16 protein-coding genes are annotated in these 14,292 nt (G+C 68.2%); 8 read left to right on the plus strand and 8 right to left on the minus strand.

Translation table 11 applies throughout. The features are described 5' to 3' along the window. Nucleotides 1–49 precede the first annotated feature (49 nt). The 3 genes from IEV96_RS12545 to IEV96_RS12555 form a co-directional block, all read right to left on the minus strand. Nucleotides 50–736, minus strand: coding sequence for a response regulator (locus IEV96_RS12545; RefSeq protein WP_188510904.1), 687 nt, complete (start codon nt 734–736; stop codon nt 50–52). After that, nucleotides 733–2,010 (minus strand): sensor histidine kinase, encoded by a 1,278-nt coding sequence (locus IEV96_RS12550; RefSeq protein ID WP_229733292.1) that lies wholly within the window; start codon nt 2,008–2,010, stop codon nt 733–735. The genes IEV96_RS12545 and IEV96_RS12550 overlap by 4 nt, the downstream gene beginning before the upstream one ends. Before the next feature lie 158 nt (nt 2,011–2,168). Next, on the minus strand, nt 2,169–3,551 hold the full coding sequence (locus IEV96_RS12555; RefSeq protein WP_188510905.1) for a DUF6421 family protein: 1,383 nt from the start codon (nt 3,549–3,551) through the stop codon (nt 2,169–2,171). Between the two features lie 183 nt (nt 3,552–3,734). On the opposite strand from IEV96_RS12555, the gene IEV96_RS12560 reads away from it, so the two are divergent. The 3 genes from IEV96_RS12560 (at nt 3,735) to IEV96_RS12570 (ending at nt 6,567) form a co-directional block, all read left to right on the plus strand. Beyond that, a complete protein-coding gene (locus tag IEV96_RS12560) occupies nt 3,735–4,460 on the plus strand; it encodes a DNA alkylation repair protein (RefSeq protein WP_188510906.1) in 726 nt (241 codons plus the stop codon). Nucleotides 4,461–4,582: 122 nt separating this feature from the next. Beyond that, complete coding sequence (locus tag IEV96_RS12565; protein ID WP_188510907.1) at nt 4,583–5,503, plus strand: AEC family transporter; 921 nt, start codon at nt 4,583–4,585, stop codon at nt 5,501–5,503. 242 nt (nt 5,504–5,745) lie between these two features. Then, nucleotides 5,746–6,567 (plus strand): hypothetical protein, encoded by an 822-nt coding sequence (locus IEV96_RS12570; protein ID WP_188510908.1) that lies wholly within the window; start codon nt 5,746–5,748, stop codon nt 6,565–6,567. Between the two features lie 30 nt (nt 6,568–6,597). Here IEV96_RS12570 and IEV96_RS12575 read toward each other — a convergent pair whose 3' ends face one another. Then, entirely contained in the window at nt 6,598–7,431 is an 834-nt protein-coding gene (locus tag IEV96_RS12575; protein WP_188510909.1) for an aldo/keto reductase, read from the minus strand. Nucleotides 7,432–7,508: 77 nt separating this feature from the next. Here IEV96_RS12575 and IEV96_RS12580 point away from each other — a divergent pair, with 77 nt between their 5' ends. Next, nucleotides 7,509–7,808 (plus strand): DUF4287 domain-containing protein, encoded by a 300-nt coding sequence (locus IEV96_RS12580; RefSeq protein ID WP_188510910.1) that lies wholly within the window; start codon nt 7,509–7,511, stop codon nt 7,806–7,808. Nucleotides 7,809–7,834: 26 nt separating this feature from the next. Here the strand turns inward: IEV96_RS12580 and IEV96_RS12585 are convergent, their stop codons facing one another. Continuing rightward, nucleotides 7,835–8,905 (minus strand): Glu/Leu/Phe/Val dehydrogenase family protein, encoded by a 1,071-nt coding sequence (locus tag IEV96_RS12585; RefSeq protein ID WP_188510911.1) that lies wholly within the window; start codon nt 8,903–8,905, stop codon nt 7,835–7,837. A gap of 142 nt (nt 8,906–9,047) precedes the next feature. Between IEV96_RS12585 and IEV96_RS12590 the strand changes: the two genes are divergently transcribed. Together IEV96_RS12590 and IEV96_RS12595 are read left to right on the plus strand one after the other, a co-directional pair. Further along, a complete protein-coding gene (locus IEV96_RS12590; protein WP_188510912.1) occupies nt 9,048–9,521 on the plus strand; it encodes an Lrp/AsnC family transcriptional regulator in 474 nt (157 codons plus the stop codon). A gap of 9 nt (nt 9,522–9,530) precedes the next feature. Beyond that, on the plus strand, nt 9,531–9,833 hold the full coding sequence (locus IEV96_RS12595; RefSeq protein WP_188510913.1) for a hypothetical protein: 303 nt from the start codon (nt 9,531–9,533) through the stop codon (nt 9,831–9,833). A gap of 113 nt (nt 9,834–9,946) precedes the next feature. Here the strand turns inward: IEV96_RS12595 and IEV96_RS12600 are convergent, their stop codons facing one another. After that, nucleotides 9,947–10,786, minus strand: a complete 840-nt coding sequence (locus tag IEV96_RS12600) for an exodeoxyribonuclease III (RefSeq protein ID WP_188510914.1) — start codon at nt 10,784–10,786, stop codon at nt 9,947–9,949. A gap of 53 nt (nt 10,787–10,839) precedes the next feature. On the opposite strand from IEV96_RS12600, the gene pyrE reads away from it, so the two are divergent. Both pyrE and IEV96_RS12610 read left to right on the plus strand, forming a co-directional pair. After that, nucleotides 10,840–11,388 carry an orotate phosphoribosyltransferase gene (pyrE, locus tag IEV96_RS12605; protein ID WP_188510915.1) on the plus strand — a complete coding sequence of 183 codons (549 nt, stop codon included), beginning with the start codon at nt 10,840–10,842 and terminating at the stop codon, nt 11,386–11,388. After that, complete coding sequence (locus IEV96_RS12610; RefSeq protein ID WP_188510916.1) at nt 11,385–12,593, plus strand: hypothetical protein; 1,209 nt, start codon at nt 11,385–11,387, stop codon at nt 12,591–12,593. The genes pyrE and IEV96_RS12610 overlap by 4 nt, the downstream gene beginning before the upstream one ends. Before the next feature lie 31 nt (nt 12,594–12,624). On the opposite strand, the gene IEV96_RS12615 is transcribed toward IEV96_RS12610, so the two are convergent. Then, entirely contained in the window at nt 12,625–13,425 is an 801-nt protein-coding gene (locus tag IEV96_RS12615; protein ID WP_188510917.1) for an HAD-IIA family hydrolase, read from the minus strand. Further along, nucleotides 13,418–14,284 carry a DNA-methyltransferase gene (locus tag IEV96_RS12620; protein ID WP_188510918.1) on the minus strand — a complete coding sequence of 289 codons (867 nt, stop codon included), beginning with the start codon at nt 14,282–14,284 and terminating at the stop codon, nt 13,418–13,420. The genes IEV96_RS12615 and IEV96_RS12620 overlap by 8 nt, the downstream gene beginning before the upstream one ends. Nucleotides 14,285–14,292 lie beyond the last annotated feature (8 nt).

Here is a 14,292-nt window from a genome sequence, read left to right on the forward strand (position 1 = left end):
ACGGGGAGGGACGGCCCCGGGGCATCCGCCTGACGGCGGGTTTATGCCCTCATCCGCGCGGGGGAACCGCCCCGCCGCGCACCGCGATGCCGTTCTCGTAGGCGAACACGACGGCCTGGATGCGGTCGCGCACGCCGAGCTTCGCGAGCACGTTCGACACGTGCGTCTTCACGGTGGCCTCGCCGACGAACAGCTCGGCGGCGATCTCGGCGTTCGAGCGACCGAGGGCGATCTGTGCGAGCACCTCGGTCTCGCGCTCGGTCAGGTCGGGCAGGTCGACCGCGTCGGCACGACCGCTCGGCGGCGGCGGTGTTGCGCGCCCGAACCGCTCGATCACGCGGCGCGTGACGCTCGGCGAGAGCAACGCGTCGCCGCGGGCCAGCACCTGCACGGCCTCGACGAGGTTCTCGGGGGAGGCCGTCTTCAGCAGGAAGCCGCTCGCCCCCGCGGTCAACGCGGCGAACAGGTAGTCGTCGCGATCGAAGGTGGTGAGTACGAGCACCTGGCTGGTCACCGACGGGTCGGCGACGATCAGGCCGGTTGCTTCGAGGCCGTCCATGCCGGGCATCTGCACGTCCATGCAGATCACGTCGGGGTCCAGCTCGTGGGCGAGCCGCACGCCGTCCGCGCCGTTGGCGGCCTCGCCCACGACCTCGATGCCCGGTTCGCTGTTGAGGATGATGCGGAAGCCCGCGCGCACGAGCTCCTGGTCGTCGACGAGGAGCACCCGGGTCATGACTCCACCTGCACGATGCGGGCGCGCACGAGGTAACCACCGCGGGCACGCGGGCCGACCTCGAGCTGTCCGCCCACCGCGGCAACCCGCTCGCGCATGCCGACGTGGCCGTGACCGGGGCCGGCGGAGCGCAGGCCCGTGCCCTGCCCCGTGTCGGTGACCTCGAGCTCGACGCCGGAGTCGAGGTAGCGCAGCCGCACGTCGGCCGTCGCCCGCGGGCCGGCGTGCTTGCGCACGTTGGTGAGCGCCTCCTGCGTCACGCGGTACAGCGTGAAACCGACCAGGGAGGTTACGGGCCGTGGTTCGCCCACGACCTGCAGGGCGGCGGGCACTCCGGCCGCGGTGCACTCCTCGACGAGGTCGCCGAGCTGGTCGAGGCCCCGCGTCGAGGAGCTCTGGCTCGCGTCATCCGAATCGCTCTCGCGAAGCGTCGTGAGCAGGCGGTGCAGTTCGTCGACGGCGCTGCGGGCGCTCGACTCGATGGTGGCGAGGGATTCGGATGCCTGGGCCGGGTCGGTCTGGATGACGCGCCTCGCCGCGCCGGCCTGCACGCCCATGACCGAGACGTGGTGGGCGACGACGTCGTGCAGCTCGCGGGCGATGCGCACCCGGTCGAGCGCGACGGCCTGCTCGGCGCTGCGTTCGCGCTCGGCGGCGAGTTCCGCCGTGCGGTCCTCGAGTTCGGCACGCTCGCGGGCGCTGCGGAAGGCCGTGTACCCGAAGTAGTAGGCGCCGCCGAAGTAGAGCAGGTTGGTGAGCACGTTGATCACGGCCCACGACGCGAAGGCGCTGAAGACGCCCGAGCGGGAGAAGCCGGGAAGCGTGTCGGGGTCGTCGACGGTGAGCACCAGCTGCACGCCGATCCAGACGAACATGCCGATGATGATCAGGATGCGGGTGATGGTGGCCGCGCGCCGGTGGCGGCTCCAGGCGCCTACCGAGTAGATCGCGATGAACAGCGTGATGCTCGCGAACAGCATCTCGGGCACGTGGAAGGCCGGGGTGAGGAAGAACGCGACCGAGACCACCACGGCGACGACCTGGGGGTAGCGGCGGCGCCAGGCGAGGGGCACCGTGAGGGCGGCGATCATGATCGCGCTCAACCACAGGGGCGCGGGGTGCAGCGTCGGGTCGGCGTCGAGATCGAGGTAGAGCCCGGTGCGGGTGTAGAGCAGGGCGCTCACCGTGGTGCCGACGAAGAGCAGGGCCGCGCCGATCGCGTCGCGTCGGAACCCCTCGCGCCCCGGGCGGGGTCTCAGCCAGTCGTCGGTCACGGGTCAACGCTACCGACGGCGGGCGCGGGCGGCATCCGTCGCGAGGGGGAGCCGCGCCCGGCGTACCAAATGCAGGAGATTTCTGCGGGACGGGCCGCGCATCGGCGTCAACCTGTGACTCGACATGATTTCTCCTGCATTTGGTACGGAACGGAGGGCTACGCGTCGGCCGTGATGCCCGCCGTCGACTCGATGACCGCCGCCATCTTCTTGCTCAGCGCTTCGTAGAACATCGACAGGGGAAACTCGTCGTCCATCACGGCGTCGGTCAACCCGCGCGGCGGACCGTCGAGCGGCAGCTCGCGCACGGCCCAGCGCGAGGCCGGGTGGGGCGTGAGCGTCGTCGAGACCAGGTCGTAGGCCGCGAGCCAATGCGCCGTCTTCGGCCGGTCGATGCTCTTCCAGTAGAGGTCGTTGATCTCATCGGAGAGCGCGATGACGACGTCCTGGACGTCGTCCCAGTCGATCGTGAGCGCGGTGTCGGTCCAGTGCAGGACGTGGTGCTGGTGCATCCACGCGAACAGCAGCTGACCGCCGAGCCCGTCGTAGTTGCGCACGCGGCTGCCGGTAATCGCGAACCGGAAGATCCGGTCGAAGATCACGGCGTACTGCACGAGCTTCGCGCGGTCGTGGGCCACGTCGGTCGCTTCCTCCGCGCGCTCGATGCGCACCGCCTCGCGGAACGCAGTCAGGTCGCACCGCAGCTCCTCCAGCGAGTAGAGGAAATACGGCATGCGCTGCTTGATCATGAACGGGTCGAACGGCAGGTCGCCGCGCATGTGCGTGCGGTCGTGAATGAGATCCCACATGACGAACGTCTGCTCGGTCAGCGTCTGGTCGTCGAGCAGCCGCAACGCGTCATCCGGAAGTTCGAGCTTCGTGATTTCGGATGCCGCGCGAACGACCCGACGGAACCTGGCGGCCTCGCGGTCGGCGAAGATGGCACCCCACGTGAAGGTCGGTACCTCGCGCATCGCGACGCTCTCGGGGAAGAGCACGGCCGAGTTGGTGTCGTAGCCGGCGGTGAAATCGATGAAGCGCACGGGAACGAACAGCTTGTTCGAGTAATCGCCCGCCTCGAGCTCGGCCACGAACTCGGGCCAGATCACCTCGATCAGCACGGCCTCGACGAGGCGGCTCGTCGACCCGTTCTGCGTGTACATCGGGAAGACGACCAGGTGGCGCAGGCCGTCGACGCGGTCGAGCTGCGGCCGGAAGGCCTGCAGCGAGTCGAGGAAGTCGGGCACACCGAAGCCCTCGGCCGCCCAGCGCTCGAAGTCCCGCGAGACGGCCTCGAGGTAGGCGGCGTCGTGCGGCAGCGCGTTTCGGAAATTCAGGACCTCGCGCGCGATCGTCTCGGCGAAGCCGCGGGCCGCCGGGTGGTCGGCCGCCTCGGGAACGCTGCCATCCTGAATTTGCAGAGCCTGAAGCGCGGATGCCGCGGCCTTGATGTTCAGCCACGCGGCGCTCTCGGCGAGCGAGCGGTCCTCCACGACCTCGGGTTCTCCGACGATTGCTTCTGACATCGTGGTGTGGGACATGGGTGAACCTCCGATCCGCGTGAGCGAGTGTCTGGGGCGCACGGATGGAGCGCCTCGATCGAGCCTATCGACGGGTCAACCGCGGTTGGTTGTGTCTCGCGCGGGAAAGTTGCACCCGGAGGGCCGGTTGACGCAAGAATCCGTCATCCCGCGGGTGTCGCGCCCTGCGCCTACACTCGGGGGATGTCCAGCGCGCGAGAACTCGAAGACGCGCTCGCCGCGGTGGCGAACCCCGACCAGGCTCGCGAGCTGCAGCGGTTCTTCAAGACCCGAAAGGGCCAGTACGGCGCGGGCGACGTATTCATCGGCGTGCGCGTTCCCGAGGTGCGCCAGATCGCCAAGCGGTTCGCCGACCTGTCGCCCGCCGACCTGAACGACCTGCTCGACAGCGCCGTGCACGAGCACCGGTTCGCCGCGCTCGCGGTGATGGTCGCGCAGTTCCAGGCGGCGAGCAAGGCGGGCGACGAGGGGGAGCGGGAACGCCTCGTCGAGTTCTACCTGTCGGCCATGCGCCGCGGACGGATCAACAACTGGGACCTCGTCGATTCGTCGGCCGAGTACATCCTCGGCGAGTACCTCTACGACAAGCCGCGCGACCAGCTCGCCCGCCTCGCGAAGAGCGGCATCGTCTGGCAGCGGCGCATCGCGATTCTGTCGACGTTCGCCTTCATCAAGCACGGCGACGCCTCGACGACGCTCGAGGTGGCGGAGGTGCTGCTCGAGGACCAGCACGACCTGATCCAGAAAGCCGTCGGCTGGATGCTGCGAGAGGTCGGCAAGAGAGTGGACCGCGAGCTGCTGGTCGGGTTCATAGAGACGAACGCGAAGCGGATGTCGCGTGTGACGCTCGGTTATGCCACCGAGCATTTCGAGCACAGCGAGCGCGTCTACTACCGCTCGCTCAACTAGCTCTCAACCTGCCCTACCCGCAGCCGACGCGATTCCGGCGAAATGAGGGCGCCGCGGGCGCCTCATTCCGCCGGAAACGGCTCGGGAAGAGGCAGGCGGGGGTTGTACGCGATACTTGACGGGTGTCGGGGGTATTGGTCGGGTTCGCCATTATCGGCGCCGTGATCCTCATCGGATACGTCGTCGGTCGCGCCGGCGTGCTCGGCGACCACGCCCCCTTCGTGATCAGCCGCATCGTGTTCTTCGTGCTCTCGCCCGCCCTGCTCTTCACCGTGCTAGCCGACGCCGACATCCACCAGCTGTTCTCGTCGATGCTCGCGGTCTCGGCGATCGCCGCGCTGCTGGCGTGCCTGCTGTTTTTGGGCGTCGCGCTGCTCGTCTTCCGCCGAAAGCTCCCCGAGGCGATCATCGGCTCCGTGTCATCCGGATACGTCAACGCGAACAACATCGGCATTCCGGTCGCGTTCTACGTGCTCGGCGACACCGCCCTGTCGGCGCCGGTCATCCTGCTGCAGTTGCTCGTGCTCACGCCCATCACGCTCACCATCCTCGACATCACCACCAGCGGAACGACCTCGGTCAAGCGCATCATCATGACGCCGCTGACCAACCCGGTAATCATCGGGTCGGCCCTCGGCGTCATCGTCTCGGCGACCGGACTCGACGTGCCCGATGCGGTCATGGAGCCGTTCCGCATCGTGGGGGCCGCCGCCGTTCCCCTCGTGCTCATCGGGTTCGGCATGTCGCTGCACGGTCAGAGGCTGCTCGCTCCCGGGTCCGGGCGGCGCGACATCCTGCTGGCGTCGGCCATCAAGCTCGCGCTCATGCCGATCATCGCCTGGGTTTTCGGGCGGTTCGTCTTCGGGCTCGACCACGACCAGCTGTTCGCGGCCGTGGTTCTCGCCGGCCTGCCGACCGCCCAGAACGTCTTCGTTTACGCGCAGCGGTACGAGCGCGGGGTCACCCTGGCGCGCGACACGGTGCTGATCACGACGGTGGGTTCGGTGCCGGTGCTCGTTCTCGTGGCCTTGCTGCTCAAATAGGCGCGGCGTGTCGGTATTCCCCGGCTGTCGCTATCGAGGTCGGCGGCACCTTAGTATTGACGGCAGAACCGCCGCTTAGCGAGTGTTTGTAACAAAATACGGTGTTCTGACTACCGGTCGACACCAGCTGTACCCCTTTTGCGCGAGCAACTATCAAAGAATTGGCTAAAGTTGCCATGTGTTCGATTCCATGCGTCCCCCAGTTGTGCAGGTGAGTGATGTCCGTTAGCGCGACTGATGAGTTGGCAGCCTGGAAGGCGGCCGCGGTAGCCCGTGGCTACTCGTACCAATCCCACATCCGCGGCCCGCTGCTGCGTGGACTGCTCTTCCGCACCGGCGACAGCGTCGTGGCGACCTCCCTCGTGAGCGCGCTGCAGGCCTCGACCCCCTTCTTCGCCGGCAGCGTGAACGGCCGCTACAAGATCGACGAGCAGGATTCGCGCAGCGTCTCCTCCTCTTTCGTCGCCATTCCGCTCGCCCGCAAGGTGCCGAACGCCGTTCTGCTCGGCGAGGGTGTCGACGTGCTCCGCTCCGCCGGTATCGCGCTGCAGAGCCGCCAGAAGCTCTCGATCGACGACCACTTCGAGGGTCCCTTCACGCTGTACAGCCACGGCGGCCACGAGCGCGAGGCGCTCGAGATCTTCACGCCCGAGTTCCTGGGCCTCCTCACCGAGACCACCGACGGCTGCGACGTCGAGCTCATCGACACGTGGATGTTCGTCTACAGCCGCCCCGGACGCTTCGGCTCCGAAGAGGCCCTGCAGAACGTCGAGCGCATCACCAAGCACGTGAAGCTCAACGTGCTGCCGTACATCGAGCCGGAGACGCCCGTCGGCTCGCCGTTGGCTGAGCCGTACGAGGCGCCGACAGAAGATGCGGATGCCGCGGCTCGACTCGCGGCGCGCGAGGAGCGCGAGGCCCGTGCCGGGGCGATTGCCACCGGTCGCCGCACCCTCGACGCCCGCAACCGTGAGATCGGCCGCCTCGTCGGAGTGGGCATCGGCTCGTTCCTGCTCGGTGCCGCCGCCTGGTGGGCGCTCGGCGAGACGCTGCTTTCGGTCTAGCCCGGCACCGCGGGCGGCCCGCCCGCGGTCTCAGCCGACGTCGTCGGGGTTCGAGCCGGTGCGTTCGCCGGTCTCGAGCGCCGCGATGGCGGCGAGGTCCGTCTCATCCAACTCGAAATCGAAGACCCGCGAGTTCTCGCGGATGCGTTCGATCGAGTTGGACTTGGGGATCACGACCAGGCCCTGCTGAACGTGCCAGCGCAGCACGACCTGTGCGCTCGACCTGCCGTGCTTCTCGCCGATCGCCTCGAGCGTCGGCTCGCCGAGCACGCGGCCGCGGGCCAGCGGCGACCACGACTCGGTCACGATGCCGTGACCGGCGTCGAAGTCGCGCAGCTCGCGCTGCTGCAGCCACGGCTGGATCTCGACCTGGTTGATCACCGGTGTTTCGACCGAGTGGGCGATCAGGTTCTCGAGGTGCGCGGCCGTGAAGTTGCTGACCCCGATCGAGCGGGCCCGGCCGTCGCGCTTCAGCGTCTCGAGCGCGCGCCAGGTCTCGAGGTATTTGTTCTGCTTCGGCGCTGGCCAGTGGATCAGGTAGAGGTCGACGTAGTCCATGCCGAGCAGCTCGAGGCTCGCGTCGAAGGCGCGCAGGGTCTCGTCGTAGCCGTGGTCGTCGTTCCACACCTTGGTCGTGACGAAGAGCTCGTCGCGCGGGATTCCCGAAGCCCGCACACCCGCGCCCACGCCGGCCTCGTTGAAGTACAGCTTGGCGGTGTCGACGTGACGGTAGCCGGCATCGATGGCGCCCTCGACGATTCGGGCGGCCGTGTCATCCTCGACCTTGTACACCCCCAGTCCCAGCTGCGGGATCCGACGCCCGTCGGCGAGCGTGATCAACGGTGAGAACGGGGGAGTCGTCATGGTTCCAGTATTGCGGGTGTTTATCCGCGACGGCATGGCGGTACATTGTTGCCACCACCTGCAGACGGGAGACCAGCATGTCGTTCCAGGCCTATCTCGACACGATCGAGGACAAGACCGGTCTCACGCCCAGGCAGCTGGTCGCCATCGCCTCGGAGCGCGGTCTCGACACCGCACCGGTGAAGGCCGGCCCGATCGTCGATTGGCTGAAGGACGACTACGGACTCGGGCGCGGCCACGCGATGGCACTCGTGCACGTGATCAAGAACGGCGCCACGATCAGCGACAAGCACGTCGGCACGGAGGGCACCCACAGTGACGAGTCGTCCGAGCTGTGGCTCGACGGCAAGGCCTCCAACCCGCTCGCGAAGAAGTAGCCCGATTAAGGGCGCTCGCGCCCTACCTAGCCCGCGACCGAGCGCAGGCGCTCCGCGACGAGCCGGTCGGCCGCCTCGACCGAGGTGACGCCGCTGCGCTCCGACTCGTCGAAGACCTCGCCGAGGGTGCGCTCGATCGCGTCGATGCGGGCGAACACCTCGTCGTCGGTAGACCGCTCGTCGCCGAGCCGGATGACGCCGCCCGCGTTCACGAGATAGTCGGGCGCGTACAGGATGCCGCGTGCCCGCAGCTGCGCGTCGCCGTCGCTCTCCGCCAATTGGTTGTTCGCGGGGCCACACACGGCGGTCGCGGCGAGCTCGGCGATGACGGCGGGCGACAGCATGCCGCCGACGCCGGCGGGCACGAACACGTCGGCCGGCACGCGGTGCGCCTCGTCGGGCGCGACCCAGGTGGCGCCGAGTTCGGCGGCGAACTGGCTGCGTGCCGGGTTGAAGTCGGTGACGGTGAGCACGGCGCCCTCGTGCGCGAGGCGGCTGGCGAGGCGGGATCCGACCTGCCCGAGGCCCGCGACCGTGATGCGGCGGCCGTCGACCGACGCGCTGCCGGTGGCGCGACGCAGGGTCTCGCGCAGTCCCGCGTAGACGCCGCGGGCGGTGTACTCGGCCGGGTCGCCGTGGCCGCCGGTCTCGGTGGGCAGTCCCACCACGTGCGCCGTGCGCTCGGCGATGATCGCCATGTCGGCCGAGGTGGTGGCCACGTCTTCGGCGGTGCGGTAGCTGCCGCCGAGCGATTCGACCAGGTCGCCCAGGTCGAGGAACGCGTCACGCCGGGCGGCGCCCTCGAGAACCGTTCCGGCCGGCAGCATGATGACCGATTTGCCGCCGCCGGCGTCGAGCCCGGCCAGGGCGTTCTTGCTCGTCATACCGCGCGAGAGGCGCAGCGCGTCGGCGAGCCCGTCGGCCCACGAGTCGTACGACCACAGTCGGCAGCCGCCGAGTGCCGGGCCGAGCGTCGTGCTGTGCACCGCGACGACCATCGAGAGGCCCGAGCGCGTGCCGGTGGCGGCGACGACGGTCTCGTGGTCGAAGGAGAGGGGTGTCGTGGTGGCGGTGCGGACGGGAAGAACTGCGGTCATCGTCGATCGATTCTGTGGATGTGCGCGAGCGGGCGGTATTGAGGCCCATTCCAGCATCTTCCGTCGTGAGCGACAAGAGTTGGCTCCGGCGCTAAGCGATCTGTTCAACGAACGGCACGAATACCGGCATACACTGGCCAGCATGACCGCTCTGGACGCGACCGACCGCAGAATTCTCGCCGCCCTCGATGACGATCCACGAGCATCCGTTCAACTGCTGGCCCTGAACCTGCGGCTCGCCCGGGGCACCGTGCACGCGCGCCTCGACCGCATGGCCCGCGAGGGCGTCATGCGCAAGAACTCTGTGCGGCTGTCGCCGACGGCGCTCGGGTATCCGATGCGGGCGCTCGTGACCGCCGAGGTCGACCAAGACCAGTTCGACGAGATGATGGCCGACATGGCCGGCATCGCCGAGGTGATCGAGTGCGTCGGCCTCGCGGGCGAGAACGACCTGATGATCCAGATAGTGGCCCGCGACGCCGACCACGTGTACGACATCACGAAGCGCATCAAGGGCTGCCGCGGCATCAACCGCACGGCGACGTCGATCGTGCTGCGCGAGCTGCTCGGGTACAGATTCGAGCATCTCTTACGAGACGCGCCCCTACCGGGCTAGCGTGGCCGCATGCAGAAGAGACGGTTTGTGCCGTGGGCCCTCATCGCGGGGCTCGTGGTCGGGATAGTTGTCGCGGGCCCGGTGAATGCCGGCTGGCACATGGTGTGGATCGGGCTGGTCGTCGGCGGCGTCGTCGACCTGCTGCGGTTCACGCTCGCGGGCAGCCGAGGCGGCGACCGAGCGGGCTCCGGTGACGGTGGTGGGGGCGGGGGAACGCCCTTCGTCTACGGCGACGGGGGTGGGCACCACCACGGCGACCACGGCCACGGCGGCGGCTTCGACGGGGGCGGCGGAGGCGGTGGAGGCGACTGACGCCCACAGGACGAATCGGCGCTGACGCACGCTCAACAGGATGAACTCCCGGGTTGGGAGGCCGGCGTCATGTTGACGACGGTTTCGACGAGCTCAACCGGCGGGGATGAGAGCTAGAAGATCATCGGGCGGTCGTCGTCGTCGCCCAGCACGTCGTCGAGTTCGACCAGCACCGGCACGTGGTCGCTCGGTGCCTCGCCCTTGCGCTCGTTGCGGTGGATGCTCGCCGCGATCACCAGGTCGGCGAACGACTGCGAGCCAAGGATGAAGTCGATGCGCAGGCCCTCGTTGCGTGGGAAGCGCAGCTGCTTGTAGTCCCAGTAGGTGTAGCCCTCTGGCACGAACGGCCGCACCGTGTCGACCAGGCCGATGTCGGCGAACGCGGCGAAAGCGGCCCGTTCCTCCGGCGAGACGTGGGTGGACTGGCCGACGACGATCGTCGGATCGCCATTGTCCTCGTCGGTGGGGATGATGTTGAAGTCGCCCATCAGCGCTAGCGGGGCGCCGTAGTTGGCGGCGAGCCAGCGCGCGGTCTCTTCCTTGAGCTTGGCGAGCCAGTCGAGCTTGTAGACGAGGTGGGGGTCGTCGAGCGAGCGTCCGTTCGGCACGTACAGGCTCCACAGGCGCACGCCGTCGACGGTCACCCCGATCGCGCGTGCCTCGATCGGCTGGTCTGGTCCTTCCGCACCCTTCAGGAAGCCGGGCTGTCCCTCGAACTGCGTCACGACATCCGTCATCGGAAGCCTGGACGCGAAGGCGACGCCGTTCCACTGGTTCAGCCCGGTGAGCTGCACGTCGTAGCCGGCCGCCGTGAACTTCTCGTACGGGAACTGCTCGGGCTTGCACTTGATTTCCTGCATCGCGAGCACGTCGACGTCTTCGCGCACCATCCAGTCGACGGTGCGGTCGACGCGGGCACGGATCGAGTTCACATTCCAGGTGGCTACACGCATGCCCCCAACGCTACCGTTCGACCACGGCCGTGAGGCTCAGTAGTCTTGAGCCTGTGACTGACGCGCGTACCCAACTCATCGAGTTCATCAAGGCTGACGCCGTATTCCACGGAGACTTCACCCTCACGAGCGGCAAGAAGGCCACGTACTACGTGGACATGCGCCGCGTGAGCCTCGACCACCGCGTCGCCCCGCTGATCGGACAGGTCATGGTCGACCTCATCTCCGAGATTCCGGATGTCACGGCCGTCGGTGGTCTCACCATGGGCGCGGACCCGATCGCGTCCGCCGTGATGCACCAGGGCATCGCCATGGGCCACAACTACGACTCCTTCGTCGTGCGCAAAGAGCCTAAGGACCACGGCCGCGGCCGCCAGGTGGAGGGCCCCGACCTCGACGGCAAGCGCGTCGTCGTGCTCGAAGACACCTCGACCACGGGCGGATCGCCGCTCAAGGCCATCGAGGCGCTGCTGAAGGTCGGCGCGATCATCGCCGGCGTCGCCGTGGTCGTCGACCGCAACACCGGTGCCAAAGAGATCATCGAGGACGCCGGCTACCCCTACTACTCGGCCATCGGCTTGGGTGACCTCGGGCTCGAATGAGCGACGACGAGAAGACCCGGGGCGAGGGGTTCACCTGGGGACTTCGGCCCGGGGGAGAGCCGAAAGAGCCGAAAGATCCGGATGCCACGGAGCCTGAGGCGAAACCGGTCATGCCGCTCGATCTCGGCCATTTCCTCGCTCTCAACCAGACCGAGATGATCGCGGCGGCCACCGAGCCCGACCCGATGACCGACCCGATCCGCCTCCCCGTCGACGACAGCGTCGACGACGGCGAGCCGACGGCTGCCTTCGACTTCCGCGCGCCGCCGCCCCCGCCTGTCGACCCGCTCCAGGCTCCGGTGTACCACGCGGGCCACGCGCTGCCGTGGGAACAGCCGCCCGCCTTCGACCCCGCCCTCGACGGCGCCACCGAAGTCCTCGGCCCCGAGGCCGTGGGTATGGACACCCCGGCGGGGGAGTCCGCTCCCACCTCCGCGATCGACGCGCTGTTCGGCGAGGGCAAGTTTCACGAGTACACCGACGCTCCCGTTTCCGTCGTCATCCCCGTCACGTCGCACGAACTCGTCACCATCGCGCCGCCGGCCCCGCCGAAGCGGCCGAAGGGCCCGCGTGCGCCGATGGCGAAGAGCCAGAAGGTGCTCGTCGGCATCGCCGCCGCCCTGGTGGCCGCGCTCGCGCTCGCCGGACTCTTCTTCATCGGCACCCGGCTCAGCGAGGCGCCCCCCGTCGCCGAAGCCACGCCCGCGCCCTCCGCGCCCGCCGGCCCCGCTTCGAGCGCGTCGGCCGAGGCGCCGGTCGCTCCGGTCGCCGCCCTCGGCCCGGTCGCTCCCGGCGTGCACGAGTGGAAAGACCTGCTCGGCACCGAATGCCTCGACCCCTTCGTCTCTGCGTGGGAGAGCGAGTACACGGTCGTGGACTGCGCCGCCCCGCACGGCGGCCAGCTCGTCTACCGCGGCCGCTTCGACGACTCGGCCCTCGACGCTTTCCCCGGTCTCGAGCCGCTGCAGGCGCGCATGAACCTGCTCTGCTCCAGCCCCGAGAACATCGACTACGCGGCCGCCAGTGAGTTCGACGACATCCAGATCTCGTCGAGTTTCGCGGGGACCGAGGAGGACTGGGCGAGCGGCAACCGCAACTACTTCTGCTTCGTCAGCCGCTCGTCGGGCGATCCGCTGACGATGGGCGTCGCGATGCCCCCGCGGGCTCCCGCCGTGATCCCCGTCGTTCCGTCGCAGGAACCGTGATCTCGGCTCGCGGGTCAGCCAACGGCGGCGGCTAGATCTCGTCGGATTCGACGGGTTCGGGGTTCACGAGGTCGGCGACACTGTCGAGGATCTCGTCGGGGCGGAACGGGTAGCGGTCGATCTCGGCCTGGTCGCTGATGCCGGTGAGCACCAGAATCGTGTGCAGGCCAGCCTCGATGCCGGCGACGATGTCGGTGTCCATGCGGTCGCCGATCATGCCCGTGTTCTCGGAGTGGGCGCCGATCTTGTTCATCGCCGACCGGAACATCATGGGGTTCGGCTTGCCGACCACGTAGGGCTCTTTGCCCGTTGCCTTGGTGATGAGGGCGGCGACGGCCCCGGTCGCGGGGAGCGGTCCGTCGGCACTGGGCCCCGTGGCATCCGGATTCGTCACAATGAATTTTGACCCCGCGCCGATGAGGCGGATGGCCTTGGTGATCGCCTCGAACGAATAGTTGCGCGTCTCACCGACGACCACGTAGTCGGGCTGCGACTCGGTCATGATGAAGCCGGCCTCGTGCAGCGCGGTGGTGAGGCCGGCCTCGCCGATCACGAAGGCGCTGCCGCCCGGCAGCTGGCTGGCAAGGAAGTCGGCCGTAGCGAGCGCGGAGGTCCAGATGCGGTCTTCCGGAACGTCGAGCCCCGAGGCCCTGAGGCGCGCGCTCAGGTCGCGCGGGGTAAAGATCGAGTTGTTGGTGAGCACGAGGTAGGGCTTGCCCTCGTCGCGCCACTGCTGCAGCAATTCGGCCGCCCCGGGAACAGGATGGTTCTCGTGCACGAGAACGCCGTCCATATCGGTGAGCCAGCACTCGATTTCGCCGCGGTTATTCATGCGGCAATAGTACCGAGATAGCGCCCGCGCCCAGCCTCTTCTCGATGATTGCCAGCGCGGCCGGATTCTGTTCGACCAGAACGAAGCGACGGCCGAGCTTCTGCGCGACGGCCCCGGTCGTGCCGCTGCCGGCGAAGAAGTCGAGCACCCAGTCGCCGGGGGCGCTCGAGGCGTGGATGATGCGGCGCAGGATGCCCTCGGGCTTCTGCGTGGCGTAGCCGGTCTTCTCCTTGCCCGTGGGCGAGACGATCGTGTGCCACCAGACATCGGTCGGGAGTTTGCCCAGTGCTACCTTCTCGGGCGTCACGAGGCCGGGCGCCATGTACGGTTCACGGTCGACCTCGGCGTTGTCGAAGAAGTAGGTCTTGGGGTTCTTCACGTAGACGAGGATTGTGTCGTGCTTGGCCGGCCACTTGTTCTTGGCCCTGGCGCCGTAGTCGTAGGCCCAGATGATCTCGTTGAGAAAGTGCTCGCGGCCGAAGAGCGCGTCGAGCACGACCTTGGCGTAGTGGACCTCGCGGAAGTCGAGGTGCAGGTAGAGGGTGCCGCGGTCGTCGAGCAGGCGCCAGGCCTCTTCGAGCCGGGGCTCCAGGAAGTCCCAGTAGTCGGCGAACGAGTCGTCGTAGCTGTAGAGCAGTCCCTTGACGGTCTCGTAGCTGCGGCCTTGGAACCCCTTGCGGGTGCCCTCGGCCGAGCGCACCGTCGTCATGGTCTGCCTCGCCTGTACCCGTCCGGTGTTGAACGGTGGGTCTATGTAGATCAGGCGGAACGATTCATCCGGCAACTGCGCGAGCGCCGGCAGGTTGTCGCCGTGCACCAGGAGGTTCGGGCCGTCAGATTGCCAGCCCAGTTTCTCCATGATGAGAG

Origin of the sequence: Conyzicola nivalis (assembly GCF_014639655.1) — a bacterium.
GTDB lineage: Bacteria > Actinomycetota > Actinomycetes > Actinomycetales > Microbacteriaceae > Conyzicola > Conyzicola nivalis.

Bases quoted from the DNA above. Each gene is read 5' to 3' on its own strand.
- IEV96_RS12585 (WP_188510911.1), bottom strand. From the start codon at position 8,905: ATGACCGCAGTTCTTCCCGTCCGCACCGCCACCACGACACCCCTCTCC.
- IEV96_RS12545 (WP_188510904.1), bottom strand. From the start codon at position 736: ATGACCCGGGTGCTCCTCGTCGACGACCAGGAGCTCGTGCGCGCGGGC.
- IEV96_RS12620 (WP_188510918.1), bottom strand. From the start codon at position 14,284: ATGGAGAAACTGGGCTGGCAATCTGACGGCCCGAACCTCCTGGTGCAC.
- IEV96_RS12595 (WP_188510913.1), top strand. From the start codon at position 9,531: ATGCAGAAGAGACGGTTTGTGCCGTGGGCCCTCATCGCGGGGCTCGTG.
- IEV96_RS12600 (WP_188510914.1), bottom strand. From the start codon at position 10,786: ATGCGTGTAGCCACCTGGAATGTGAACTCGATCCGTGCCCGCGTCGAC.
- IEV96_RS12610 (WP_188510916.1), top strand. From the start codon at position 11,385: ATGAGCGACGACGAGAAGACCCGGGGCGAGGGGTTCACCTGGGGACTT.
- IEV96_RS12590 (WP_188510912.1), top strand. From the start codon at position 9,048: ATGACCGCTCTGGACGCGACCGACCGCAGAATTCTCGCCGCCCTCGAT.
- IEV96_RS12560 (WP_188510906.1), top strand. From the start codon at position 3,735: ATGTCCAGCGCGCGAGAACTCGAAGACGCGCTCGCCGCGGTGGCGAAC.
- IEV96_RS12615 (WP_188510917.1), bottom strand. From the start codon at position 13,425: ATGAATAACCGCGGCGAAATCGAGTGCTGGCTCACCGATATGGACGGC.
- IEV96_RS12580 (WP_188510910.1), top strand. From the start codon at position 7,509: ATGTCGTTCCAGGCCTATCTCGACACGATCGAGGACAAGACCGGTCTC.
- IEV96_RS12555 (WP_188510905.1), bottom strand. From the start codon at position 3,551: ATGTCCCACACCACGATGTCAGAAGCAATCGTCGGAGAACCCGAGGTC.
- IEV96_RS12575 (WP_188510909.1), bottom strand. From the start codon at position 7,431: ATGACGACTCCCCCGTTCTCACCGTTGATCACGCTCGCCGACGGGCGT.